General features: G+C 41.2%; 23 protein-coding genes and 4 tRNA genes. 17 read left to right on the top strand and 10 right to left on the bottom strand.

Annotated features, from left to right (window positions below):
• Positions 1-135 precede the first annotated feature (135 nt).
• Together NST24_RS19360 and NST24_RS19355 are read left to right on the top strand one after the other, a co-directional pair.
• Positions 136-630, top strand: a complete 495-nt coding sequence (locus NST24_RS19360; RefSeq protein ID WP_007497431.1) for an RNA polymerase sigma factor — start codon at positions 136-138, stop codon at positions 628-630.
• Positions 631-1,488, top strand: coding sequence for a DUF3298 and DUF4163 domain-containing protein (locus tag NST24_RS19355; RefSeq protein WP_017368457.1), 858 nt, complete (start codon positions 631-633; stop codon positions 1,486-1,488).
• A gap of 44 nt (positions 1,489-1,532) precedes the next feature.
• Here NST24_RS19355 and NST24_RS19350 read toward each other — a convergent pair whose 3' ends face one another.
• Positions 1,533-2,462 (bottom strand): manganese-dependent inorganic pyrophosphatase, encoded by a 930-nt coding sequence (locus tag NST24_RS19350; RefSeq protein WP_008347534.1) that lies wholly within the window; start codon positions 2,460-2,462, stop codon positions 1,533-1,535.
• Between the two features lie 303 nt (positions 2,463-2,765).
• Here NST24_RS19350 and NST24_RS19345 point away from each other — a divergent pair, with 303 nt between their 5' ends.
• From NST24_RS19345 to rplI, 3 genes are read left to right on the top strand one after another with little or no spacing between them, the layout of a single operon-like run.
• Positions 2,766-3,713, top strand: a complete 948-nt coding sequence (locus NST24_RS19345) for a YybS family protein (RefSeq protein WP_039169015.1) — start codon at positions 2,766-2,768, stop codon at positions 3,711-3,713.
• A 20-nt stretch (positions 3,714-3,733) separates the two neighbouring features.
• Positions 3,734-5,713, top strand: a complete 1,980-nt coding sequence (locus NST24_RS19340; protein ID WP_342462152.1) for a DHH family phosphoesterase — start codon at positions 3,734-3,736, stop codon at positions 5,711-5,713.
• Complete coding sequence (gene rplI / locus NST24_RS19335; protein WP_007497423.1) at positions 5,710-6,159, top strand: 50S ribosomal protein L9; 450 nt, start codon at positions 5,710-5,712, stop codon at positions 6,157-6,159. The genes NST24_RS19340 and rplI overlap by 4 nt, the downstream gene beginning before the upstream one ends.
• Before the next feature lie 40 nt (positions 6,160-6,199).
• Here rplI and NST24_RS19330 read toward each other — a convergent pair whose 3' ends face one another.
• From NST24_RS19330 to NST24_RS19300, 7 genes are all read right to left on the bottom strand, one after another.
• A complete protein-coding gene (locus NST24_RS19330) occupies positions 6,200-7,414 on the bottom strand; it encodes an MFS transporter (protein WP_045034911.1) in 1,215 nt (404 codons plus the stop codon).
• A gap of 22 nt (positions 7,415-7,436) precedes the next feature.
• Positions 7,437-7,580 carry a YycC family protein gene (locus NST24_RS19325; RefSeq protein WP_008347524.1) on the bottom strand — a complete coding sequence of 48 codons (144 nt, stop codon included), beginning with the start codon at positions 7,578-7,580 and terminating at the stop codon, positions 7,437-7,439.
• A 72-nt stretch (positions 7,581-7,652) separates the two neighbouring features.
• Positions 7,653-8,387 carry an alpha/beta hydrolase-fold protein gene (locus NST24_RS19320; RefSeq protein ID WP_342462151.1) on the bottom strand — a complete coding sequence of 245 codons (735 nt, stop codon included), beginning with the start codon at positions 8,385-8,387 and terminating at the stop codon, positions 7,653-7,655.
• An 89-nt stretch (positions 8,388-8,476) separates the two neighbouring features.
• Positions 8,477-9,442, bottom strand: coding sequence for an iron-hydroxamate ABC transporter substrate-binding protein (locus NST24_RS19315; RefSeq protein ID WP_076821496.1), 966 nt, complete (start codon positions 9,440-9,442; stop codon positions 8,477-8,479).
• A 98-nt stretch (positions 9,443-9,540) separates the two neighbouring features.
• Positions 9,541-11,166, bottom strand: a complete 1,626-nt coding sequence (locus NST24_RS19310; RefSeq protein ID WP_047946685.1) for a helix-turn-helix domain-containing protein — start codon at positions 11,164-11,166, stop codon at positions 9,541-9,543.
• A 210-nt stretch (positions 11,167-11,376) separates the two neighbouring features.
• Entirely contained in the window at positions 11,377-12,258 is an 882-nt protein-coding gene (locus NST24_RS19305) for an alpha/beta hydrolase-fold protein (RefSeq protein WP_342462150.1), read from the bottom strand.
• Between the two features lie 510 nt (positions 12,259-12,768).
• Positions 12,769-13,626, bottom strand: a complete 858-nt coding sequence (locus NST24_RS19300) for a hypothetical protein (RefSeq protein ID WP_178929674.1) — start codon at positions 13,624-13,626, stop codon at positions 12,769-12,771.
• Positions 13,627-13,735: 109 nt separating this feature from the next.
• Here NST24_RS19300 and NST24_RS19295 point away from each other — a divergent pair, with 109 nt between their 5' ends.
• The 3 genes from NST24_RS19295 (at position 13,736) to NST24_RS19285 (ending at position 16,887) form a co-directional block, all read left to right on the top strand.
• A complete protein-coding gene (locus tag NST24_RS19295; RefSeq protein WP_342462149.1) occupies positions 13,736-14,692 on the top strand; it encodes a DUF4885 family protein in 957 nt (318 codons plus the stop codon).
• A gap of 285 nt (positions 14,693-14,977) precedes the next feature.
• A complete protein-coding gene (gene dnaB, locus NST24_RS19290) occupies positions 14,978-16,342 on the top strand; it encodes a replicative DNA helicase (protein ID WP_003214779.1) in 1,365 nt (454 codons plus the stop codon).
• Between the two features lie 131 nt (positions 16,343-16,473).
• Positions 16,474-16,887, top strand: coding sequence for a VOC family protein (locus NST24_RS19285; protein WP_342462148.1), 414 nt, complete (start codon positions 16,474-16,476; stop codon positions 16,885-16,887).
• A 233-nt stretch (positions 16,888-17,120) separates the two neighbouring features.
• Here NST24_RS19285 and NST24_RS19280 read toward each other — a convergent pair whose 3' ends face one another.
• Positions 17,121-18,326, bottom strand: a complete 1,206-nt coding sequence (locus NST24_RS19280) for a cytochrome P450 (RefSeq protein ID WP_342462147.1) — start codon at positions 18,324-18,326, stop codon at positions 17,121-17,123.
• 137 nt (positions 18,327-18,463) lie between these two features.
• On the opposite strand from NST24_RS19280, the gene NST24_RS19275 reads away from it, so the two are divergent.
• The 4 genes from NST24_RS19275 (at position 18,464) to NST24_RS19260 (ending at position 22,052) form a co-directional block, all read left to right on the top strand.
• Positions 18,464-19,045 (top strand): TetR/AcrR family transcriptional regulator, encoded by a 582-nt coding sequence (locus NST24_RS19275; protein ID WP_285891435.1) that lies wholly within the window; start codon positions 18,464-18,466, stop codon positions 19,043-19,045.
• A 216-nt stretch (positions 19,046-19,261) separates the two neighbouring features.
• On the top strand, positions 19,262-20,557 hold the full coding sequence (locus tag NST24_RS19270; RefSeq protein ID WP_007497400.1) for an adenylosuccinate synthase: 1,296 nt from the start codon (positions 19,262-19,264) through the stop codon (positions 20,555-20,557).
• A 136-nt stretch (positions 20,558-20,693) separates the two neighbouring features.
• The gene (locus NST24_RS19265; protein ID WP_342462146.1) at positions 20,694-21,827 is read left to right on the top strand and encodes a DUF418 domain-containing protein; all 1,134 of its coding nucleotides are present in this window, start codon (positions 20,694-20,696) and stop codon (positions 21,825-21,827) included.
• Between the two features lie 15 nt (positions 21,828-21,842).
• Complete coding sequence (locus NST24_RS19260) at positions 21,843-22,052, top strand: hypothetical protein (protein ID WP_024718463.1); 210 nt, start codon at positions 21,843-21,845, stop codon at positions 22,050-22,052.
• Between the two features lie 30 nt (positions 22,053-22,082).
• Here the strand turns inward: NST24_RS19260 and NST24_RS19255 are convergent, their stop codons facing one another.
• The gene (locus NST24_RS19255) at positions 22,083-22,607 is read right to left on the bottom strand and encodes a peroxiredoxin family protein (protein WP_342462145.1); all 525 of its coding nucleotides are present in this window, start codon (positions 22,605-22,607) and stop codon (positions 22,083-22,085) included.
• A gap of 332 nt (positions 22,608-22,939) precedes the next feature.
• Here NST24_RS19255 and NST24_RS19250 point away from each other — a divergent pair.
• The 5 genes from NST24_RS19250 to yycF all read left to right on the top strand — a co-directional run bounded on the left by NST24_RS19250 (position 22,940) and on the right by yycF (position 24,405).
• Positions 22,940-23,015 (top strand) — tRNA-Lys (locus NST24_RS19250).
• Positions 23,016-23,021: 6 nt separating this feature from the next.
• Positions 23,022-23,093 (top strand) — tRNA-Glu (locus NST24_RS19245).
• 81 nt (positions 23,094-23,174) lie between these two features.
• Positions 23,175-23,251, top strand: a tRNA-Asp gene (locus NST24_RS19240).
• 26 nt (positions 23,252-23,277) lie between these two features.
• A tRNA-Phe gene (locus NST24_RS19235) sits at positions 23,278-23,350 on the top strand.
• Positions 23,351-23,697: 347 nt separating this feature from the next.
• Complete coding sequence (gene yycF, locus NST24_RS19230; RefSeq protein WP_017359978.1) at positions 23,698-24,405, top strand: response regulator YycF; 708 nt, start codon at positions 23,698-23,700, stop codon at positions 24,403-24,405.
• The last annotated feature ends 4 nt before the right edge of the window (positions 24,406-24,409 follow it).

Here is a 24,409-nt window from a genome sequence, read left to right as displayed (position 1 = left end):
CTCTTTTTGTATAGAAACGTAAATGGGATGACATGTTAAAAAAATAATGGAGCGCAAACTATTTTTAACAGGTGCGCGTCTATCCAATGTAAGAAATAACAGATGCGCATTTAAGATAAAGGAGCTCTTTGTAAAATGAAGAAACGAAAGATTGATGATCAATTTGCGGATTACGTAATGGAGCATAAACACAGTTTTTATCGATTGTCCTATAGCTATGTCAAAAACCCAGAAGATGCGATGGATGTCGTTCAAGAGGCGATTCATAAAGCACTCAAATCTGTTCACCGATTAGAGGATGCGACCAAGATGCATAGCTGGTTTTATAAAATCGTCGTAAACGCTGCCCTCGACTTTTTACGAAAGAAGAAGCGTGTGCAAGTGACGGACGATGACACGCTGGAATTTTTATCACAGGGTGAATCGGATGTCTATGAGGATCAAGATGTCAGACGGGCAATAGAAGATTTGCCGGAGATGTATCGGGTCATCATTATATTAAGATTCTTTGAGGATTTAAAGCTAGAGGACATTGCTCATATTCTTGGAGAAAATGAAAACACCATTAAAACAAGATTATATAAGGCGTTGCGGCTTTTAAAAGTAGAATTATCGCAGGAGGAAATATAAATGGATAAGCATTTGGAACAGTTAAAAGAGGAATATCTAGAAATCCCTATTCCCCCGGAATACGATGCTATGGTTGAACGGACATTAAAACGAAAAAACAAGCAACCTCATTTTCAGAAATGGACGATCGGGCTTGTTGCTGCGGCTGCTTTATTTGTCACCACTGTAAATGTCAGTCCGCAGGCAGCAAGAGCGATTTCAGAAGTACCCGTCATTGGAGAGCTTGTGAAAGTCGTGACGTTCACAGAATTTAAAAAGAGCGATCAGGGAACAAATATTGATCTCAAAACACCACACGTTTCAGGGCTTGGGGACGGAAAATTACAAGACAGCCTGAATCAAAAATATTTAGCTGAAAACAAAAAGCTGTATCAAGATTTTGAAAAGGAAACAAAGGGTTATAAAAATGGTCATTTGAGTGTAGAGAGCGGATATGAAGTAAGAACAAACAATGATCAAATTCTTTCACTAGGTCGATACAAGGTGACGACTCAGGCTTCTGCGGCAGAGGAAATGACATATGATACGGTGGATAAGAAAAACCATGTACTCATTACATTACCAAGTCTGTTTAAAGATGACCGTTATATTGATGTGATTAGTGAAAATATTAAAGAACAAATGAAAAAACAGATGAAAGAGGATTCAAATAAGATTTACTGGATGACGAAGCAAGATACGGTTGATCCGTTTAAGAAGATTCAGCCAGATCAAAGTTTCTATATCAATTCAAAAGGCAAACTGGTGATTTCCTTCAACGAATATGATGTGGCGCCTGGTTACATGGGTGTAGTTGAATTCACGATTCCAACAAGCGTGCTAAAGGATATTCTCGTCAGCGATATGTACATTCATTAAAAGAAGAAAAAAGACTGCTGAAGATGTCAGCAGTCTTTTTATGTTTATGAAGAAAGTGCGTCTGTTAGTGCAGGCACGACTTGTTTCTTTCTTGATACAACACCTTTTAGTAAAGCAGTGTTGTTTTCAAGTGTGACATTAAATGCTTTTTCTACTTTTGCTGCTTCAGCACCAAGGGCAAGAGCAAGAGAGTCATTTTCTAGAATGTCTGTGATCACTAAAACAAATAGATCAAGACCTTTCGCTGCGATGACTTCATTGATTTTTGCTTCGATGTCAGCTTGTCTGGCTGTTACTTCAGCGATATCAACTGTATTAACTTGTGCAATTTCGACTTTGCTGTTTCCTAGTGCAAATTCTTTTGCATCCAGTGTGATTAATTCTTGAACTGTTTTTTGGCTTAGGTCAGCTCCTGCTTTCAGCATATCTAAACCATATACTTCAGGGTCTACTCCTGCGATTTTTGCCAGCTCATGCGCAGCATCAACATCCTGCTGTGTGCATGTTGGGGATTTGAATAGCAAGGAATCAGAAATGATTGCAGACAAAAGCAAACCAGCGATTTCTTTTTCAATTGTGACTTGGTGCTCTTTGTACATTTTGTTTAAGATCGTTGCTGTGCAGCCAACTGGCTCAGCACGATAGTAAAGAGGTTCACTTGTTTCAAAGTTTGCAATACGGTGATGGTCAATGACCTCTGTCACTTGTACTTGATCAATATCGCTTACACTTTGTTGGAATTCGTTATGATCGACAAGAATGACTTGTTTTGTTTCGTTTGCAGCCGTTTCAATGAAACGAGGTGCTTCTTGTTTAAAGAAATCTAATGCGTATTGTGTTTCTCCATTGATTTCTCCAAGTCTGACAGCTTCTGCTTGAACGCCAATTTTGTTTTTCAGATCAGCGTAAGCGATAGCAGAGCAAATCGTGTCTGTGTCAGGGTTTTTGTGTCCGAATACGAGTGTTTTTCCCATGTGAATTCTCCTTCTTACTTTTATTGATGATGTTTCTATTCTAACAGCTTTTGACCTTGAATTCAGGGTTTATAGCTAAGAATAATCTAAAAAATTGTAACATGCTGTCTGAAAAGTTGCATGTACAAGACGATCTAAGTTGTTCCACGTGAAACGTTCTTGGAATAGCCTGCATTTTACTTGCGATTTACGGCTATGGTAAAATAAAGGTTGGGTCAAGATATGACGGAGCGTACATCGTACGTATACATAGAAGTACACATTGAGCAAGATATAGAAAAATGATTGGATTGAGGTGAAGGTGTGAAACAAACAAAAGCGTTAGTAGAAGGCGCTATCATGATCAGTATTTTTGCGGTCATGACGCTGTTTTATTTGTATGTGCCACTTTTAGCCATTATTTTCTTCATGGCTGCTCCGATTCCGATCATTCTCTATACAATCAGGCATGGCTTGAAAAAAGGAATTGCGGCTGGCGCTATTGGCATAGTGATCAGCTTTTTAATTGGGTCTATTAATGGGCTGTTAAGTGCGCCAATGCTGATTGCTGTTGGAGTAGGTATGGGTGTTTTCTACAGAAGGAGGCAGCCAGGTCAGGCTATTATTACGGGTGCGCTGATCTACTTATTCAGTTTTCTCATTTACTTTGTTGTCAGTGTCCAGCTGTTTCAAGTAGATATACTGGGTGTCGCCAAGGAATCAATTGACCAAATCATGCCGATGGTAGAGAGTACCTTAAAACAATCTGGCGCTACTGATCAGGACATAGCAAAACAACTCAAGCAGTTTAGAGAGATGCAGGATACGGCATTAAATTCTTTACCTGTAGCGCTTTTGATTTTTGTCACGCTCATGTCTTTCGTCAATCATTGGTTTGTGCGGCCGTTGATCAAACGGTTTGTTCCAGACATGCCAGCTCTTAAGAAATTTAAGGATATGCGGCTGCCAAAAAGCATGGTATGGTATTATTTACTCACACTGCTTTTGATGCTGATTCAGCCGGAGAAAGGCAGCTTTTTATCGCTCGTGCAAACGAGTGCTTTTCAAATTTTATTTATACTGGTGCTTATTCAGGGCTTTTCTTTTATCTTCTATTATTGCCACGAAAAAAACATCTCAAAAGTGGTACCCATTTTTGCCGTCGTATTGACGATTCTCTTTCCGCCAATCGGTGTGATTGTGCGTATTATAGGGATTGCTGACATAGGCTTTGATTTAAGAGAAAAAGTAAAAACAAATAATTCACTCTGAATGTTGAGGAGTTGATATCAGTGCCAAGCTTCTATCGAAAACCTGTCATCAAGTATCCGATCTTCGCGTTAATTGTTCTTGCGGTGATCACAGTCCTCCTCAACCTTTATTTTAATTGGATCATAGGAGCGGTTGGTCTTTTAGTCCTTGCGGGTGTGCTCTACTTTTTAAAGTGGGCAGATACGCAGGTACAAAAAGAGATTGATTCATATATTTCAACATTATCCTATCGAGTCAAAAAGGTTGGAGAAGAAGCATTAATGGAGATGCCAATTGGTATTATGCTGTTTAATGACCAGTATTATATCGAATGGACCAATCCATTTCTCGCTTCGTGCTTCCATGAAAGCACACTTGTCGGCAGATCCTTGTATGATACATTTGAATCCATTGTGCCTCTTATTAAACAAGAGGTTGAGACAGAAAATGTGACGCTGAATGACCGGAAATTCAAAGTCATTATTAAACGGTCAGAGCGCCTTTTATATTTCTTTGATGTCACGGAACAAGTGCAGATTGAAAGACAGTATGAAAATGAACGAACGGTGTTATCTTATATCTTTTTAGACAATTATGATGATGTCACACAAGGTCTCGATGATCAGGTGCGCAGCGCGATTAATAGTGAAGTCACATCGCTGTTAAACAATTGGGCACAAGAATATGGCATTTTCCTAAAAAGAATTTCATCTGAACGATTTATGGCGGTATTAAACGAGAGCATCTTAGCAGAGCTTGAAGCATCGAAGTTTTCCATTTTAGACGAGGTTCGTGAGAAAACAGGGGCACATAGCGCCACACTTACCCTTAGTATTGGAATCGGTGCGTCTGTTCCTTCTTTAAAAGAACTTGGCGCACTTGCGCAGTCGAGTCTTGACCTTGCACTCGGACGAGGCGGGGATCAGGTAGCGATTAAACAGCCGAATGGGAAAGTGAAATTCTACGGTGGAAAAACCAATCCAATGGAAAAACGGACACGAGTACGCGCACGGGTCATTTCACATGCTTTAAAAGAAATTGTATCTGAAAGCGGTAATGTCATGATCATGGGGCATAAGTTCCCCGACATGGACTCTATCGGTGCCTCGATCGGGATTTTAAAGGTTGCTCAAGCGAATGGAAAAGAAGGTTACATCGTCATTGATGCCAACCAGATTGGGGATAGCGTTCAACGCTTAATTAGTGAAATTAAGAATTATGAAGAACTTTGGTCCCGTTTTATCACGCCTGAGGAAGCGATGGAGCTTGCAAAGGATGACACATTGCTTGTGGTCGTAGATACACATAAACCGTCTCTTGTGATGGAAGAACGACTGCTAAATAAGATCGAAAACGTCGTTGTCATTGACCACCATAGACGTGGTGAGGAATTTATCCGTGATCCTTTACTTGTCTATATGGAGCCGTATGCTTCATCTACAGCAGAACTTGTGACAGAGCTGTTAGAGTATCAGCCGAAGAAATTGCGGATTAACATGATTGAGGCCACAGCACTTCTTGCTGGGATTATCGTGGATACGAAGAGTTTCTCCCTCAGAACGGGGTCAAGAACGTTTGATGCAGCATCCTACCTTCGTGCAAAAGGGGCAGATCCTGTCCTTGTGCAAAAGTTTTTGAAAGAGACAGTCGATCATTACATCAAACGGGCAAAGCTCATTCAGCATACAGAGCTGTATCAAAATCAGGTAGCGATTGCTTCCTTGCCGTCTGACAGATCTGAGTATTATGATCAAATTACGATCGCACAGACGGCTGATTCTCTCTTGTCGATGAGTGAGGTTGAAGCATCATTTGCTGTCGCAAGGCGAGATGACGATACGGTCTGTATTAGTGCAAGATCGTTAGGGGATATCAACGTTCAAATTATTATGGAAGCATTAGATGGCGGCGGTCATTTGACTAACGCTGCGACCCAGATTTATGGTATAACCATTGAAGAAGCGGTAGAGAAGTTAAAATCTGCCATAGACGAATATTTCGAAGGAGGGGTTCAAAGATGAAAGTCATCTTTCTAAAAGACGTAAAAGGCAAAGGGAAAAAAGGCGAAGTCAAAAATGTAGCTGACGGATACGCTCACAACTTTCTCATCAAACAAGGGTTAGCTGTTGAAGCAACTCCAACGAACCTAAGTGCATTGGAAGGGCAGAAAAACAAAGAGAAAAAGAATGCCATCCAAGAGCTTGAGCAAGCGAAACAATTAAAAGAAACACTTGAGGCGCTGACAGTGGAACTCACTGCTAAATCAGGTGAAGGCGGTCGTCTATTTGGCTCGATTACAAGCAAACAGATCGCTGATAAATTGCAAAAAGAACATCAAATCAAACTCGATAAGCGTAAAATCGAGTTGAATGATGCCATTCGTGCGTTAGGATACACAAATGTACCGGTGAAGCTTCACCCAGAAGTACAAGCAACATTAAAAGTGCACGTCACAGAACAAGCATAAACAGAAAAGAACCCGTCTCCTCGTGAGACGGGTTCTTTTCTTATGATGGATCTGAAATATAGATGCTTCGTCCAGCACGCATACCGGATAAAAACATGAAAAATAGGACGATGATAAAGATGATAATAGATGGCGTCCATGTATGTGTCACATCAAAAAGGATACCGATCATGAATGGACCAACAGCGGCTAATAAATAACCGAGTGACTGCGCCATTCCAGAAAGGGCAGCTGCTTGTTCCATATTGGTTGTTCTTAATCCAATAAATGTGAGGGCAAGACTGATACTGGCCCCTTGTCCGACGCCGATTAATAGCACAGAGATAACAAGAATAGGCGTCGACCCTCCAAGAAGGAGGCCAATCATGCCGAGTAAATACACAAGGACAAGGCCGACGACAAGCGGTCTTTGTGTTTTTAATTTTTCTGCAAAAACGGGCGTTAAGAAGGTGGATGGCAGACCAGTGAACTGCATAATAGAGAGCATCCATCCCGCTGTCGCTAGGTTCATGCCATGTGATGTCAAAATATCAGGAAACCATGCGATACTGCTGTAGAAAAGGAATGATTGCAAGCCCATAAAAAAGGTCACCTGCCATGCGACACGTGAACGCCATATTGGCTGCTCTTTGAGCGAAATGCTTTTGACAGCCGCTGTGTTCTGATGAAGAAGCTGCGGCGCCCACACCATCATCGCAAGAAGGGCAAGTCCGGCCCAGACAAGGAATGATGTATTCCAGCCGCCAGGCATCGCATGACTGAGCGGAACACTGACACCAGATGCAAGTGCAGCAAAAACGGACATCGATGTCGTATACACGCTTGTCATTAATCCAGCATGTGCAGGGAATTTATGTTTCACAAGTCCAGGTAAAAGCACATTACAAATCGCAATCCCGACGCCGACTAGCGCTGTTCCCATCATTAAAAAGGTGATGCTGCCCAATGAACGAATGACAATCCCAAAGAGCAGGACAGCAAGCCCAAGCCAAAGTGTTCGTTCATTCCCAAGACGTTTTCCGATTTTAGGTGCAATGGGAGATAGCAATGCGAATGAGAGCAGTGGTAATGTCGTGAGGAAACCAGCAAGTCCATTTGAAAGCTGTAAATCAGAACGAATGGCACCGATCACAGGACCAACAGACGTAATGGCTGGCCTCAGGTTAAAGGCAATGAGTAAAATCCCAGCAATCAGCAAAATGGTTTGCCCTGTACTGCGAGGATGAAATGTTGATTTTTCTAGTTGTTGTTCCATGAATGTAAACTCCTTTATTTGTTTAAGAACGATCTTTCTTCTGTTCAAGCTCCGCTAATTTAGCTAATAAGATGTGCTGCGGCATATGCATGATTTGCTCTAACGGTACATTGAGTGATGCAGCAAGCTTTTGTGCGGTATCGGCTGAGATTTGTAAAGGTCTCATGCGCAAATCCCTCCTCTTTCAATCTATACGTTCCAATATACCATATCGACTTTGTGACTTGCTGATAAAAAATTAAGGTTTTCTTTTATAAAACCACTTGATGGCCGATAAGAAATTTTTTTGAAATTGTTTCAGATGGTGGCCCTCTCCTTGTTCAATGTGAAAGTGAAGCTTTCGTTCCTGCATCCCTTTCTGTAATAAAAGATCATGGAGTTGTTTGTTGAATAAAGGCATGTGCTGTTGGACAGATATTTTGCCTTTCCCTTCTTCACTGCCTACAGACAAATAGACAAGGTGGTCCACAGACTGAATGCTTTGTTGTTTAGCAAACGGTAGAAAATCTTGATACCAAAATGATCCAGAGATAGATGCGATGTTTTTAAAAAGAGCAGGGTACATCAATAAAGTATAAATTGCAAATAGCCCACCTAATGAAGCACCTATGTGACTATGTTCATGACCGGTCTGTTTGACTGAGTATTCTCTTTTGATATATGGAAGCAAGTCATTTGCTAAAAATGACACATATGTCTGTGCCTCACCTTTAAAATCAGGGAATCCAGAACGCAGTGATGATGCTTTCCATGGTGTATATTCGTCAAGTCGATTGAATGGGTGTATACCGACGATGATGATTGGAGAGATGGTTTTGGCTTCAATCATGCTTTCGATCTCTAGCAGGTGGGTTCTAAACAAAGAAGAGCCATCTTGTACAAAGACAGCTGGAACATCAATAGAGGTGTCCGGTGGAAGGTAAATATCAAGCTGCCGCCCGTTCAATTCGTCATATAGAAACGTTCCGTTCATGTGTATTCTCTCCTTCAAGTTTTCAAGCTTCGCTGAAAAGAAGAACAAAGGGCTAAAATGTTTAGCCCTTTGTCAAGATGCGCATCTTTTTAGTTGGTTTGATCTAGCCATTTGACAGCCTGATCAAGGAAAGTTGTTTTGCTTAGTGCTGTTCCTCCCTGAAGCATAGGATCAACGACATTTTCATTGATGTGTCCATTTTTCACAGCTTTTAGGCTGTTCCAAATTTTATTTCCCTCTAAGTCCTTCAATGCATTTGGATTCGATGAGTTTTCCTCTTGGGAGAACTGAACAAAGATATAGTCAGGATTGAGTTCGCCTAGGCGTTCCAATGAAATCATTGCTTGTGCTTTGGCTTTTTTGATATCACTTGGTGCTGTAAACCCTAAGTCCCCATATAAAGTAGAGTTGAAGTATACGTCTTCAGGGTACACGTACAGGTCGCCCTGTCTAATGCGTAAAATGACAGCTGTTTTGTTGTTGCTTTTGTCTTTCAGGGTTTCTTTCGCTTGTTTGAGATCTTTCTGATAATCAGAAATGATGCTTTTCGCTTCTTCACTTTTTCCAGTCAGTTCACCGAGTAATAAAAGGTTACTTTCCCAGTCGGAAGAGACATGTGATACTGGGATCGTCGTTTGGACTTTATCTAGTTTTTTAATTGTTGCAGGCGGGAACTTGGTTGATCCGAGTATCACGTCTGGTTTTAGTTTTAAGATTTTTTCTAGGTTTGGTTCAGTTTTTTCCCCAATGCCTTCTGTTTTTGCTGTAATGTCTTTAAATAATTCAGGGAAAGTGCCGCCTACAGTAGAAGCCCCAATAGGGTCGATACCAAGTAGTTTTGCATCTTCCATCGATTCTAGGCTTCCAGCAATGACGATTCGTTTCACTGGTGTTTTCAGTTTGTACGTTTGATCTAAGTATTTGATGTTTGTTTCTGCTACTTCAGCTGACTTGCTTTTGGTTGTGTTGGAAGCCGGTTTATTTTCTGCAGCACCACAGGCTGCTGCGATGATCGTCATGATACAAAGGATAAGCAATGCGAACCATTTTTTCATTTGTTTTCTCCTTTAACTGATAATTGTTCTCAATTAAAGATTGTAGTAGTCATTCGTCCTTTTATCCATAGACAATGATCTGTCCAGTGATGGACTTTTTACGGAAAAAAAGATAAAAGGTCCTGAATGACTCGTTGATGACTGGCTGCTGTGTATTCACGCCAAGGGTCAGAAGCGAGTGGATAGACGGCTTGTTGCGTCACAGCCTTGAGATTTTGCCAAGCCTCCTGTTGCTTTAATTTTTGATAAAAAGCAAGGGTTTTTGGTTCTTTATGCAACAAGAGGAAGATGGCATCTGGGTCTAGCTGCTGTATAGAGTGAATGCTGATTTTTTTTTCGATGAGCTGGCCATCATTCTGAAAAGCTGGCAGAAGGCCAATGTCATGAAAAATTACTTCTGACAAGGTGCGATTGACAGATAAGTAGAGCTGATCTTGAAAGATACGAAGAGGCAGGACGGTTCTTGGTGGATGATCAACAAGGCATGCCTTTTTCGCTTGAATGACGAGTTCTTCGTAATGAAACAGCCATTCTTCTGCTTCCCTCGTTTCGTTTAAGAACAGAGCTGTTTGTCTGAATTGAGTGCGCCAATCCAATTGTGTGAATGGAACAAAGTGCACAGGACAGATGGTTTTCAACGCTTGTTTTTCTGCCTCTGTCACATGATCATTGGCAATGATCAGCTCAGGTTGTGCTTCCATCAATTGCTGTATATTGGCTTCAGCGTGCTCGTTGATACGATGTGCACTCAAATGGATCGGAATTTCTTCTGCATAATGCTCAAAATCATGTGCTGTCCATTTAGGGTGAAGAGGGGCAGCATATGGGATGATATGAATAGGTGTGAGCTGCCCGAGTATGGAATGGCCATAGGCAGCCATTTTCCGTTGACGGCTTTTCATATAAGCAGAAGGAGTGATACCCGTTTTTTTCTTAAAGATGCGGCTAAAGTAATAGGGGTCTTGATAGCCAATATCCTGTGCAATGTCTTTGAGCTTTGCATGACCTTTCGCCATTAACTGTTTGGCTCTAGCCAGTCTTTTCTTGGTGATATAATCAGTGACACTCACATCAAAATGCTTTTTAAATAGCTCGCTGTAATGATTGGCGCTGATACCAGCCATATGAGATAGACTTGTAAGGCTGAGAGGTTCTTCGGAATGTTGATCGATATATTGTTTTGTTTTGAAAAGGGCATGTGTTGTGTCACAAATGTCTTCTTTATGCAGTGTGAAAAGCTGCAGGATGAGCTGTTGAAAAAGGGTTTGGCTTCTAAAAAAGCTAATGGATTCAGGTTTTTGCCATTCTGTTGTCATGTCGGACAGTAAAGAATGAATTTGTTCAATCGAGCTAATATCGATAAATTGCCATACATTCAGTAAAGATCGGGCATGTTCAGTTGATACTTCTTCTATGTTTTGACCTTGTAGCGTGTACATCTGAAAGCGAAACAGATAGAGCTCGTGTTTTTGATAAGGCTCTGTTTTCAACATAAATGTTTCCCCAGGCATCATCGTATAGAGTGTCAGATTTTTCAATCGCCATCTTTGATCATTCAATGTAAGTAAACCGCTGCCGCTTATGCTAAAGAGGAGGCAGAATGTATCTGACAACTGCTGCTCCGTATGTGGAAGATCTGCATTATTTATTTTTTCAGTATATGTTAATCGATAAATGCATTGTTCAGCATTTACCTTTGTACATAATTGATGATTGTTTCCCATAAAACCACCTGATCTCTTATTAATTGATAAACATTCTCAATTGAATTGTATCAGAAAGAGCTGGAAAATGGTGTGTTTATTCTGTTAAAAAAAGCACCCTGATGGAGATCAGGGTGCGTAGGGTATAGAGAAACACTTGTATTCGTTGTCCGTCCTGCGCCTGTGATAAGGGCAATCTTTTGAGATAGGTCACTATGTTTCGTGTGTTCACTAGCTTTTTTTCATATCTGTGGTTGTTAAAGGATCATCATGATAGAGTGCAAAACGAAAAGCATAATTCATCAGCACTGGCAAAACGGACGTATGTCCTTCTTCAGGGAACTCGTGATAGGCCGTATGCAAGCCGTATGGCGATAAAGGCAACATTCGATTTGCTAGTGAATGGGCATGATCATTCATTTGACATGGATGATGTTTTTCTAACTCACCTACACCTACAAGCAGCCTGACATCCATAGGCACCTGACGTATATAGTTGGTGAATTGGTGTTCTTTTTCTAGAAATAATTTTTTGTTCCAGTGGATAGAAGGGCTCCCTGCAATATATGTCTGATAAGCATCAGGGTGCTCAAATAGTGTGTGTAATACAAAAAGACCGCCAAGAGAATGCCCAAACAGTGTTTGACGACTTTGGTTGATTGGAAAGCGTTGTTCGATATAGGGCTTTACCGTCTTTTCTAAAAAAGAAAAGAAAGTAGAAGCGCCGCCATATGTATGGTTGGAGAAGTCCTTTCTTTTCCTCCCAATGGAAGTATCAGGGGCGGTAAGAGTGAGATCATAATGCCTAAGCGGATGATAGGGTTCTTCTGTTTGATAGCCAATTCCAACAATGATAGCAGGTGCGACACCTGTTTTTTCAGGTCTTCTTGACTGTAAACGGATGGCTTCGACCATTGTGCCAAAAAGTGAATTCCCATCAAGCACGTACATGACTGGAAAACCAGTTGCGGGAGGAGTGGTAGTCGGTTTAAATATAAAAAGTCTGTATGGGTGTGCTGTGATATCCAGTTGCTCCATCCCAGGTATAAAAAAAGGACGGCTTTCTCCGAAAAGTGAATTCTCAGTACCCATTCCTTCAGGGCGTTTCAACATATATAAAAATTCCCTTCCTCAAAATGATCCTCATATGGTGATAAAAGCAGACTTGTGAATATTGGTTGGATGAGAGTATTACTTGAAAACTTCAAATGAAAATGATTCTCAATTATCATGTGAGCAAACCAAATAATAATAGTTATTAATTATAAAGTCAAATGTTCATAAAGTTGTGTAAATGTTAATTTCGCCCAATTGATTGATACGGCCTGCTCTGCTTCTATATTTTGCGTCGGCAGCCGGTCATCGAGAAGTTCCGCCATACCAAGCACCGTCCTTTCATACAAAAATACACTACTCTTCTTTTTAACATTTTCATTCATAACAAAATGAAATGGTCAATCGGGGTTCTGCTGGAGAGCGTGTTGAAAGAGGAGGGGCTGTTTTAAAAGTGGCAAAATATCATATAACATTAAAAATAAGACAATGAAAAAAGTAAGGGATGCTCCCTTACTTTTTGATCAATTGGTGTACATATCTGTTAACATCTCTGTTAACATCATTCACTTAAAATCCATCTGTGACATCATATTCGTAACGGATATCGGCTTTGACATTGCTCATAGTAGATCTCGCTGTAGCTTTTGCGTTGTACTTAAAGCTCCATTTTTGAGCGACTCTTAATTGATCATCCAGAGATATACGATAAGAACCACTTGTTGCAGAGGAGAAAAGTGATTGATACCAAATGTTACTATCACTAGCCATCAGTTTGTGTGTGACATTCCCTTGGTTTGGTGTTTGAGTGCTAGTTGTCGTAATTGATTTAACTACAGCGCGTTTAGGAACTGTGGAATTATTCGTTAAATCCATTGTAATGACTGAAGAGTCAACTCCTAAAAAATTTAAAGAAGAATTTCCCAAGTTCGTAGCAGTCCCTGTAAAATTGAATGTCCCGTTTCCAGATTTAATACGATCTTGAATGGAAACAGTAAAATACATGTTACCGGTATATGTACCACGGGTTACTTTCACAAAATAAGTTTCTGAAGTTGAAGTCACGTCACCAGTATTTGCAAAAATAAAAGGCGTTACTGAATCAGGATTTATAACTTCGGATCCTGTCCTAGAATATTTCGAATTATACACCTCGATGTTCATCCCTGTATATTGCTTATTATACGAACTTCTGACATAAACTCTTTCACCTTTATTGATCGTAAACTGATAATACGCTTCATTTTCACCTTCAGGTAAGATTGTCGTGTCTGAACGACTATTTTTCCAATATCCCATTGAACTTGCAGTGTTAGGACTGTTATTCCCCGTAATTGCTGCTTCTGCTGACGTAGGTGCGAAAAAACTAGTAACAAGCGCCAATAATAATGCTGGTAATAATAAACGTTTAAAGATAGTATTTGTCATATATTAACCCTCCTTGTAATAATTACTATATCGACATTGAACTAACAAATTTTAACTGAAATGCCGATATATTTAATAATCACTATTTTTTTAAAAAAGGAGAATCAAAATGAATATTAATACGTCATATACAGCCAGTTCTTCGAACAATTTGAACCAAATAAACTCTAAAGGTCAATCAGCTATTAAAAGTACAAACGAAGTGATGACCGAATCTGATAGACGAATGAAAATATTAGATGAAAAATACGAAAAAATAAATGAACAAAATAAACGATTCAAAGATCCTCAGAGTCATATATATGATAAGTATCGAAATCCATACTCTTCTTATTTCAGAAGTGATCTAACTAAAGTGGAGAGAGAAGCTGCTTATACGATGGAAATGAGTTGGGCAAGGAATAATAAAGGTGGACAATATGACTTCAATGATGCTATTTTCCGTAATGAAAAACGGTACGATCCTACCCAAGAAAGTGTAGAAAAGAAACTATTAAATCGTCAGAAGGTAAACGAACAACTGCAAGCTTTGTTTTCTACCAATGGTTTGAACATTCCTAAAAACGCCAATTTAACTTTTACCATTGATCCGAATCATTTTAAATTAGTGGTGAGTGGATCAACTGACGAGTCGCTGGTCAAACAAATAGAAGACATATTGAATACAAGCAACAATACAAGAGAACTATTTTTTCATATTATGAAAAGTAGAAATGATGATTCGACTCAATTCACGCCGGATTCACTTGCAAAGTTCCACCTTGTCAATCAAATCAAAACGGTGACAGGCTTCAATTTAAAAGATTTAAGCATTGTAAACGGTCAATTTGTAACGGACACCGGAGCGAATATTTTCGATATCTACAAAGAAGAACTTCTGAAAAACCCATACACAGCAGAAAATGCCCGCATTGCTGCATCGCATTATGGTGCACAGCTCTTTGACTTAGCCAAAAACGGATATGATTCTATTCCCGATTTGGTGTTATCTATTGGGTATGAAAACGGGTCTTTATATGATATTGGACAAAAGGTGAATTACGGAGTTAAGAAAACGATAGATTAAAAAACGCACCTGATATTTTCAATATTTGATCATGTGCGTGTACATGCCATGTTGGAGTATCGATCACATGTGTGAACAACAACAGCTACAAATCCCATTAGCGATACAAAGGACTCTATAACAATTTATGTTACAGAGTCTTTTCTATTTGAAGTGTGTTGTTTCGCTGTTCAACGAAACATCGACATGGTAATTTTGACTATAGTTGATGTTTTTCACTTTTTTATTGATGAAAATGTTAAAATGATGAGTAGCGTATTTTTTTATGAAAGGACGGTGCTTGGCATGACGGAACTTCTCGATGACCGGCTGCCGCCGCAAAATATAGAAGCCGAGCAGGCCGTATTAGGTGCTGTTTTTTTAGAACCATCTGCGCTAACGCTCGCTTCTGAAGTATTAATTCCAGAGGATTTCTATAGAATGTCGCATCAAAAGATTTACAATGCGATGCTTGTACTTGGTGATAGAGGGGAACCGGTTGACCTTGTCACGGTGACATCAGAACTTGCCAATACAGACTTACTAGAAGAGGTAGGCGGGATTTCGTATTTAACAGATATTGCGAACTCTGTCCCAACTGCCGCAAACATTGAATATTATGCAAAAATTGTAGAAGAAAAATCCATTTTAAGACGTCTGATCCGTACAGCGACAACCATTGCACAGGATGGATATACGCGTGAGGATGAAGTAGAAGATCTATTGAGTGATGCTGAAAAAACCATTATGGAAGTGGCTCAGCGTAAAAACTCAGGAGCTTTCCAAAACATTAAAGACGTTCTTGTTCAGACATATGATAATATTGAACAGCTTCATAATCGAAAAGGTGATATCACTGGGATTCCAACGGGTTTCTCAGAGCTTGACCGGATGACAGCTGGCTTCCAGCGAAATGACCTGATTATTGTAGCGGCTCGTCCGTCCGTAGGGAAAACAGCCTTCGCGTTAAATATTGCACAAAACGTTGCGACCAAGACAGATGAAAGTGTCGCCATCTTTAGTTTAGAGATGGGCGCTGAGCAGCTGGTCATGCGTATGCTTTGTGCCGAGGGAAATATCAATGCACAAAACCTAAGAACCGGTAATCTCACAGAAGAGGACTGGGGTAAGCTGACAATGGCGATGGGTTCGCTATCAAACAGTGGGATTTTCATTGATGATACACCTGGCATTAGAGTCAGTGAAATTCGCTCGAAATGCCGCCGTTTGAAGCAAGAAAACGGGCTTGGCATGATCCTGATTGACTACTTACAGCTCATCCAAGGGAGTGGACGATCAAGCGATAACCGTCAGCAAGAGGTATCTGAAATTTCTAGGGCTTTAAAGTCACTAGCAAGAGAACTTGAAGTGCCGGTCATTGCCTTATCACAGCTTTCTCGTGGGGTAGAGCAGCGTCAGGACAAACGTCCGATGATGTCTGATATTCGTGAATCAGGAAGTATTGAGCAGGATGCCGATATTGTGGCGTTCCTTTATCGTGATGATTACTATGACAAAGAATCAGAGAATAAGAACATTATTGAAATTATTATTGCGAAACAGCGTAACGGTCCAGTTGGAACGGTATCACTGGCGTTCGTAAAAGAATATAACAAATTCGTCAACTTAGAAAGAAGATTTGACGATGCGGGTGTTCCGCCCGGTGCTTAAAGCCCAGCTCAAGAAGCTGGGCTTTTTTTGATCCATCTACATCGAAAGAATGACTGAAAAACAGTCGAAATGAGGAGGAGTGGGAGAAAAAGAGAGCGTATACTAAAGGGAGAGAAAAGGAGTGATGACTGATGAAGTTTCAACAATTCGAAGCCGCTCAATTACGCATCGCACGTCCGACCGTCAACATGAAAGAGGTTGTTTCTTTTTATGAAGAAGGTTTAGGGCTGAAACGAATAGGCTCATTTGATCAGCATGAAGGGTATGATGGGGTCATGCTTGGGCTTCCTCACCAGCATGTTCATCTGGAAATCACCAAACATGAAGAAGACGAAAGCTTGCCTGTTCCCCACCCAGAGCAACTGCTTGTATTCTATATTCCGGATGAAGAAGAATTTCAGCAGATGAAAAAGAGACTGATCGCATCTGGCGGACGGCCAGTCACCTCTACAAACCCGTACTGGGATCGAGGAGGCGTGACGATTGAAGATCCAGATGGATATCGAGTGGTGCTCATGAATACAGAAGGAATTACACCTGATTAAGAAAGACTCCCATCTTGTGGGAGTCCCAGCGTGTAGACAAACCCTCGCATTCTTTGTCAGTCCTGCGCGCTGGTACTCACGAATGTCAAATTCGCTCCGCGCCAGTACTCGTCCTTCCTAGGGCTGCAAAGGTTTTCTATCACGCTGAAAAAGAAGACAAAGGGCTAAAATAAAGTTCATTTTAGCCCTTTGTCAACAATCTGAGACTCCCATCTTGTGAGAGTCTCAGATTGTTAGGAACGAGGCGTGACACGGAGCTTCAGTGCTTTTAGTCCATACATACCGCTGCTTGTCATTGGGACGTAAGAGAGAAGCTCTAGTGATTCATATCGTGACTGTATGGCTTTGATGGCAGTGCAGGCTTCCAGGCGAGCAAGTGGTGCGCCTAGGCAGAAATGAATGCCGTGGCCGAAGCCAATATGAGGATTAGGGTGCCGGTGTATATCGTACTCATGTGCGTTTGGAAATTGACGCTCATCCCGGTTCGCAGAAGCAAGAAAGACAATCACACTGTCTCCCTTTTTCAAGACTTTCCCTCCAAGTTCGGTGTCTTCTGTGACATACCGGACGATGGTAGGCGCAGGGGCACGAAAACGGACAGCCTCCTCCACAGCACGAGAAATGAGGTCAGGTGATTGAGCGAGCGCTTCATACGACCCCGGATTTTCTAACAAACTAAAGATCATATTGGAGATCAGGTTGGTGGTCGTTTCGTTGCCTGCTAACAGGAGCAGATTGCAGAAAGGAATTAATTCGTCTGCGGACAGCTTGTCTCCATTTTCCTCCGCTTGAATTAAAAGCGAAATCAAATCATCACTAAGGTTCTGCCGCTTCTCTTCAATGATGTCAGCAAAAAACGCCATCATGTCCGCTTCGCCTTGATCCCGTGTTTTCTGCCATTCAACGACATCTCTTTCTTCTTCACTTTTAGGCATGCTGACGAGAATATCGGACCATTCTTTAAAGGATTGTTTATGTTCTGTTGGCACACCTAAAAGCTCTGCAATGACAATCACAGGAAGCGGATAGGAGATGTCTTGAACAAGATCAATCTCTTCCTTACCTTCTATTTGTGCAATGAGATCATCCATTAACTCTTGAATGCGTGGTTCCCACAATTTCATCACCCGAGGTGTAAAGGCTTTGCTTACAATGGAGCGGATTCGTGTATGTTTTGGCGGGTCCATCATAACCATTGTTTTCATCAGTGAATGTTTCCGGTGGTCTTGAGGAGGTTGACTAGAAAAGGTATCTTTATCGATGGTGACGCGCTTTGCTTCTTCATAGGTGAAGACACTCCATGTTTGGCTGTGTTCATCAAAATGAACAGGAGATTCTTGACGCATTTTGGCGTACCAATCAAATGGGTGATACGGGTCCTGCTTATTTTTCCCTCTTAATAACGCTTTTTGAACGGCACTAGGTGTTGTTGTTTCCATGATCATCACTCCTTATGGGTTGTCAGATGATTCCTTTTTTTCACTGTGTTAGATTTAAAGGTAATTCATCAGGAGAAAGGATTCAACCAACAGAAAAGCGAAATCTGTTGAAAAAAATGGGAAGGGGAGAGCGGCTTGTGGCGGACTGCTACAGAGGGGATAAGCGCGCAACTGAATCAAAGCAACAATTAAGAAAAGCATTATTTCAGTTATTAAAGGAGAAGGAATGGGGGAAGATTTCTGTACAAGATTTGACGAACAAGGCAGGAATCCATCGCACCACCTTCTATCAGCATTATGAGGATAAGTTTGACTTAGCTCAGCAGGTCATGGATGAGATGTTTGATGTCATGAAAACCGCTATTTTTGCTCCTGTACATGAAAATGAGTGGAAGAGCGATCATGCAGCATATGTGTATATTTACCGCTTTTATCAGCATTTGCAGGAACATGAAGAGGAGTATCAGATTCTCTTGAAGAGGGGAAGAGAGCTTAATATTCATCAGACGGCCAGTGCTTTTTTTGAAGAAAGCTTTACTTTAGGGCTAGAAGAAGTCACAGGTTCACCACCTGATCCACAACACGTTCCTCTCGAGATGCAGAAGCAATTTGTCATTTCTGCTTATGTTGGAACAGCTGAGTGGTGGCTGAGAAAAGGTAGACCATATTCACCCGACTTTATGGCAAGTTCGATGATTCAATTGATTGAAAATCACTGAACAAACGGAAATGAGAAAAACAGTAATTTTGATCGAAATCTTCTTGTTTAAGCGTAGAATGAGCAATTAAAGCGCTTTTTCTCACATGTAAAACGAACAAAATTTGATTTCGAGATATTAATGTTCGGATTTCACGTTGACTTTTTCATTGTCCATTGATAAAATAAATGTGTTTGAAAGAGATAACGTTTTGAAAGGTTAACGGAGGTGCACGATATGTCTTCAGTAGTCGTAGTAGGTACGCAGTGGGGTGACGAAGGGAAAGGGAAAATTACCGATTTCCTTTCAGAAAATGCAGAGGTGATTGCCCGTTATCAAGGGGGAAACAATGCAGGTCACACAATCAAATTTGATGGAGTGACTTACAAGCTACACCTCATTCCGTCCGGTATTTTTTACAAAGAGAAAACTTGTGTCATCGGTAATGGAATGGTGGTTGATCCTAAAGCGTTGGTCACTGAGCTTGCGTATCTTCACGAACGGAATGTGAGTACAGATAACCTCAGAATCAGCAATAGAGCCCATGTCATTCTGCCTTATCACTTAAAATTGGACGAGGTAGAAGAAGAGCGGAAAGGGGCTAACAAGATCGGTACGACGAAAAAAGGAATCGGACCAGCTTATATGGACAAAGCTGCCCGCGTCGGAATCCGTATCGCAGATTTATTAGATCGTGAAGTATTTGAAGAGAAGCTTGCCCGTAATCTAGAAGAGAAAAATCGTCTTTTAGAGAAAATGTACGACACAGAAGGCTTCAAAATTGAAGATATTTTAGATGAGTATTATGAATATGGTCAGCAAGTGAAAAAATATGTCGTGGACACATCTGTTGTATTGAACGATGCTCTAGATGAAGGCCGCCGTGTTCTTTTTGAAGGGGCACAAGGCGTTATGCTTGATATCGATCAAGGGACATATCCGTTCGTGACGTCATCTAACCCAGTGGCTGGAGGCGTGACGATTGGTTCTGGTGTAGGTCCTACGAAAATTCAACATGTGGTCGGCGTATCAAAAGCTTACACAACTCGTGTAGGTGATGGCCCATTCCCGACAGAACTCCATGATGAAATTGGCGATCAAATCCGTGAAGTTGGCCGTGAATACGGTACGACAACTGGCCGCCCGCGCCGTGTTGGCTGGTTTGACAGTGTTGTTGTCCGTCATGCGCGCCGTGTGAGCGGAATTACAGATTTATCTCTTAACTCCATCGATGTACTGACAGGGATTGAGAAATTGAAAATCTGTGTTGCTTATAAATTGAACGGTGAAATCACTGAAGAATTCCCAGCAAGTCTAAATGAATTAGCGAAATGTGAACCTGTCTACGAAGAAATGCCAGGATGGACAGAGGATATTACAGGCGTGAAGAATTTAAGTGAACTGCCTGCAAATGCCCGTCATTACTTAGAGCGCATTTCACAATTAACAGGTATTCCACTTTCTATTTTCTCAGTCGGACCAGACCGTTCCCAAACGAACGTTGTCCGCAGCGTGTACCGTCCATCATTATAGACTGACTGATCAGACACCAGTAAAATCACACATTTTACTGGTGTCTTTTTTGTTTAAATATTCCTTAATTTCTACGGAACGCTCTTCCTGTCATTACCAAAATATGATAACTGTATAAAAGGGAAGGAGCGTTCTAGTGAAAGAAAGAATACGATTATTAGATATTTTACGAGGTTTTGCGATATTAGGTACATTGGGTACAAACGTCTGGTTTTTTGCATACGCAGGGGATACCTTTGCGACAGATCAGATTGCGGATGAATATGAAAATGGTAGTTTTCTTGAAAGTCTTGTCTCTATGTTCGTTTATGGCAAAATGCTATCGTTGCTTACGATCATGTTTGGTGTAGGGCTAGAGCTGAAATACCAGCAAGCGAAAAGAAAAAATATGACTTGGCCGGGTACATATTTATGGGTTCTTTTATTCTTATTGATTGAAGGCTTTGTCCATTTTGCGCTAGTGATGGAATATGATGTGCTCATGAGTTACGCCATCACGGGTTTGCTTGTGGCGTTTATTGTCCGTGGAGGAAGTCGGCGCATCAAAAAAGGCATGATTGTCTCGGGTGTCATTCATTTGTTGGTGACGGCTTTTCTCGTTGTATTTTCTTTCTCTGAATTGGAAAATGAATCCTATAACGAGAGCAGTGAACCAGCGTACGAAGAACAACTGCCGGAGACATGGATATCTCAAGTTCAAGACCGATTACAGCACTTTTTGATGTATCGAGAAGAAGCGATCTTTATTATCCCAATGAATACCTTTTTGTTTTTATTAGGTGTGCGGATGATGAGAGCAGGTGTATTTTATGCAAATGAGCGTGGGCAATCTCTGCGGAAAATATTGTTCCGAATGGGTTTGTGGATTGGACTGCCGCTGAATGCGCTCGTCTTCGTACCAAATGACATAGTAGAATTTGTGGTGCGCTATGTGTTTTCGCCATTCCTCTCTATTTTCTATATTGCTGTCGTGGCGAAGCTTCTAGCACGCACGGAGTCATGGTTCATGTGGACTTGGTTTGAATATGTAGGGAAAATGGCGCTTAGCTGCTATATCCTGCAAAATGTCATCTGCTCGATCCTTTTTTACAGCTGGGGATTGGGTCTTGGCGGTCAAATCAATGCGCCCCTTATCGTCTTGTCATGGTTGTTGATCTCCCTGCTGCAAATCGCCATTTCAGCCCTTTGCTTACACGTCTGGCGAATTGGGCCAATGGAGTATATCCGATCACGGGCACTTCGCCGTGTGACAATGAAGAAAGCATCTTAAAGGGGAATAGATACAATGTTTTTCAAAAAAACGACGAAAAGAGAACAAGCCAATGCACAAAAAGCAGCAGGATCGGCGTTTGTTTTTTATCTTCTAGCATTAGGAGGACATGCGTCTTACGCTTTTTTTCAAGGTGAGAGTACACCTGTGACTTTTGTGATTTTAATGACAGGTCTTCTTGTGTTTTTCACCGCAGATTGGCTATACAACAAAAAACATTCATAAAAAAGAAGCCCTCTGATGAGAGCTTCTTTTTTATTTTAGGCTTTTATATTGGCCTTTTAAATTTTTACGAATGTATTGAATGATTTTGCGCAGTTCGCTGGCATGCGGTCTGCCAAATGGACTTGTTTGTCTTTGCTGATAGAGGACTTGGCCTTTTTCATTTAATAAGAAATAGGCAGGTTCTCCGTGCACCCCGTGATCTTCATATGGGGCATCGTCCCCGTGATAGAAGACTTCATAGGCTTTCAATGATGTGAGGTCTTGGTCAGACATGATGGGGAAAGAAAGTCCCTCTTTGTCTGCAAATTCTTTCAAGTCTTCAGGGTTATCCGTTGAAATCGTCATTAAGTGAATATCCTTTTCTTGAAAATAGGATTGCTGTTTTTCCAGCTCTTTTAATTCCTCGACACATACTGGGCACCATGATCCTCTAAAGAAAACGATAAGGTGCCAGCTTTGATGCTCCTCTAAATGTTTGTAAAACTCAATGTGATCGCCCTGCACTGTTGGCAGTGAAAAATCGGGCATTTTGTCTCCTAATTTAAATGAACTCATCCTATGCTTCCTCCTTTTTCAATCACCATGCTGTTTGTTTCTTGTATAACCAATATTGGTCTGAATCAAACGTTTCTGTGTGCTGGATTGGGCAGCAGCCATTGATTGAATGAAGGCGCTTTCGGATTTAGGCGATGTAACAGAAGATATCAAATCCGACACTTTTTTTAAAAAAATGTCGAAAAACGTATTGCCATATGTAATTACTCTATGATATTATAAATCTCGTTGTTGCAAAGGTCTCTGAAACTTGTTAAGATGCGATTTTCCAGCTTTTAAAGCGATTGGTTTGACGCAATACAGCTTCTTCAGATTCACTTTTCACAAACCGAGAGCCATTAGCTCAGTTGGTAGAGCATCTGACTTTTAATCAGAGGGTCGAAGGTTCGAGTCCTTCATGGCTCACCATGTTTTGGCCCGTTGGTCAAGCGGTTAAGACACCGCCCTTTCACGGCGGTAACACGGGTTCGAATCCCGTACGGGTCATTGATTTACTTTAGCGTTAAGCTAATTTTTCCTCACTTGCTTGAAGGAGCACCACGATTGCTTTTTCGGGCAAGTTACTGAGGTCCGGTAGTTCAGTTGGTTAGAATGCCTGCCTGTCACGCAGGAGGTCGCGGGTTCGAGTCCCGTCCGGACCGCCATTTATACATATTCATCTTTTGATGATGGCTCGGTAGCTCAGTTGGTAGAGCAACGGACTGAAAATCCGTGTGTCGGCGGTTCGATTCCGTCCCGAGCCACTTCCAAACGCATCTGCAATCGCAGGTGCGTTTTTATTATGAAAAGAAGGCATAAAAAGGGAGAAGCCGGACCTAGGTAGGGCCCGGCTCCATAAGAAGAAGACGTTACATGTATATAGACGTTTGGTGACTGGAAAAGTTTCAATAAAAAAGGAAAAAGTCATCAAATCTTTTGGGTGAAGTTCTTCTATCCAACGTTTACTAGCAAAGAAAGCCGTTATTATTTTTATCTTTGCCTCGTAAAACGTTATAATAGACAGTGAGCCTTTTTTTTGTAAATGAAAAAGGCGTAATGAGACATGCAAAATGGAATGACATAGATGCTAAAAATGCAGGAGGAAATCACAATGGAAAAAAAGATTCTTGTCGTAGATGATGAAAAGCCGATTGCGGATATATTGGAATTTAACTTAAGAAAAGAGGGCTACGAGGTTCATTGTGCGTATGACGGAAATGAAGCCCTTGAAATGGTAGAAGAAATTAAGCCAGACATTATTTTGCTCGACATTATGCTGCCGAACAAAGATGGCGTTGAAGTATGCCGTGAAGTGAGAAAGAAATATGACATGCCGATTATCATGCTGACAGCAAAAGACTCTGAAATCGATAAAGTCATTGGTCTTGAGCTTGGCGCGGACGATTATGTCACAAAGCCATTCAGTACACGCGAGCTACTTGCACGTGTAAAAGCAAATTTAAGAAGACAGACGGCTGCTCCGCAATCAGAGGAAGAATCTGAATCAAATGATATCGAGATTGGTTCACTTGTGATCTACCCAGATGCGTATGTCGTGTCTAAGCGTGACGAAACGATTGAGTTAACGCATCGTGAGTTCGAATTGCTTCATTACTTAGCGAAACATATTGGACAAGTCATGACACGTGAGCACTTACTACAAACGGTTTGGGGCTACGATTACTTCGGAGATGTCCGTACAGTAGACGTGACAGTCCGCCGTCTTCGTGAAAAAATTGAAGACAACCCTAGCCACCCAAGCTGGATCGTAACAAGACGAGGCGTCGGCTACTATTTAAGAAACCCAGAGCAGGACTAAGATT

It is taken from the genome of Bacillus sp. FSL R5-0286 (assembly GCF_038593245.1).
GTDB classification, from domain to species: Bacteria; Bacillota; Bacilli; order Bacillales; family Bacillaceae; genus Bacillus; species Bacillus altitudinis.
Note: the sequence above shows the minus strand (reverse complement) of the source record. Positions and strands in the feature narration are given on the sequence as shown.

Bases quoted from the DNA above. Each gene is read 5' to 3' on its own strand.
- NST24_RS19360 (WP_007497431.1), top strand. From the start codon at position 136: ATGAAGAAACGAAAGATTGATGATCAATTTGCGGATTACGTAATGGAG.
- NST24_RS19260 (WP_024718463.1), top strand. From the start codon at position 21,843: ATGTTTTTCAAAAAAACGACGAAAAGAGAACAAGCCAATGCACAAAAA.
- NST24_RS19270 (WP_007497400.1), top strand. From the start codon at position 19,262: ATGTCTTCAGTAGTCGTAGTAGGTACGCAGTGGGGTGACGAAGGGAAA.
- NST24_RS19355 (WP_017368457.1), top strand. From the start codon at position 631: ATGGATAAGCATTTGGAACAGTTAAAAGAGGAATATCTAGAAATCCCT.
- NST24_RS19255 (WP_342462145.1), bottom strand. From the start codon at position 22,607: ATGAGTTCATTTAAATTAGGAGACAAAATGCCCGATTTTTCACTGCCA.
- NST24_RS19330 (WP_045034911.1), bottom strand. From the start codon at position 7,414: ATGGAACAACAACTAGAAAAATCAACATTTCATCCTCGCAGTACAGGG.
- rplI (WP_007497423.1), top strand. From the start codon at position 5,710: ATGAAAGTCATCTTTCTAAAAGACGTAAAAGGCAAAGGGAAAAAAGGC.
- NST24_RS19325 (WP_008347524.1), bottom strand. From the start codon at position 7,580: ATGAGACCTTTACAAATCTCAGCCGATACCGCACAAAAGCTTGCTGCA.
- NST24_RS19295 (WP_342462149.1), top strand. From the start codon at position 13,736: ATGAATATTAATACGTCATATACAGCCAGTTCTTCGAACAATTTGAAC.
- NST24_RS19285 (WP_342462148.1), top strand. From the start codon at position 16,474: ATGAAGTTTCAACAATTCGAAGCCGCTCAATTACGCATCGCACGTCCG.
- NST24_RS19315 (WP_076821496.1), bottom strand. From the start codon at position 9,442: ATGAAAAAATGGTTCGCATTGCTTATCCTTTGTATCATGACGATCATC.
- NST24_RS19350 (WP_008347534.1), bottom strand. From the start codon at position 2,462: ATGGGAAAAACACTCGTATTCGGACACAAAAACCCTGACACAGACACG.
- NST24_RS19300 (WP_178929674.1), bottom strand. From the start codon at position 13,626: ATGACAAATACTATCTTTAAACGTTTATTATTACCAGCATTATTATTG.
- NST24_RS19310 (WP_047946685.1), bottom strand. From the start codon at position 11,166: ATGGGAAACAATCATCAATTATGTACAAAGGTAAATGCTGAACAATGC.
- yycF (WP_017359978.1), top strand. From the start codon at position 23,698: ATGGAAAAAAAGATTCTTGTCGTAGATGATGAAAAGCCGATTGCGGAT.
- dnaB (WP_003214779.1), top strand. From the start codon at position 14,978: ATGACGGAACTTCTCGATGACCGGCTGCCGCCGCAAAATATAGAAGCC.
- NST24_RS19320 (WP_342462151.1), bottom strand. From the start codon at position 8,387: ATGAACGGAACGTTTCTATATGACGAATTGAACGGGCGGCAGCTTGAT.
- NST24_RS19280 (WP_342462147.1), bottom strand. From the start codon at position 18,326: ATGGAAACAACAACACCTAGTGCCGTTCAAAAAGCGTTATTAAGAGGG.
- NST24_RS19305 (WP_342462150.1), bottom strand. From the start codon at position 12,258: ATGTTGAAACGCCCTGAAGGAATGGGTACTGAGAATTCACTTTTCGGA.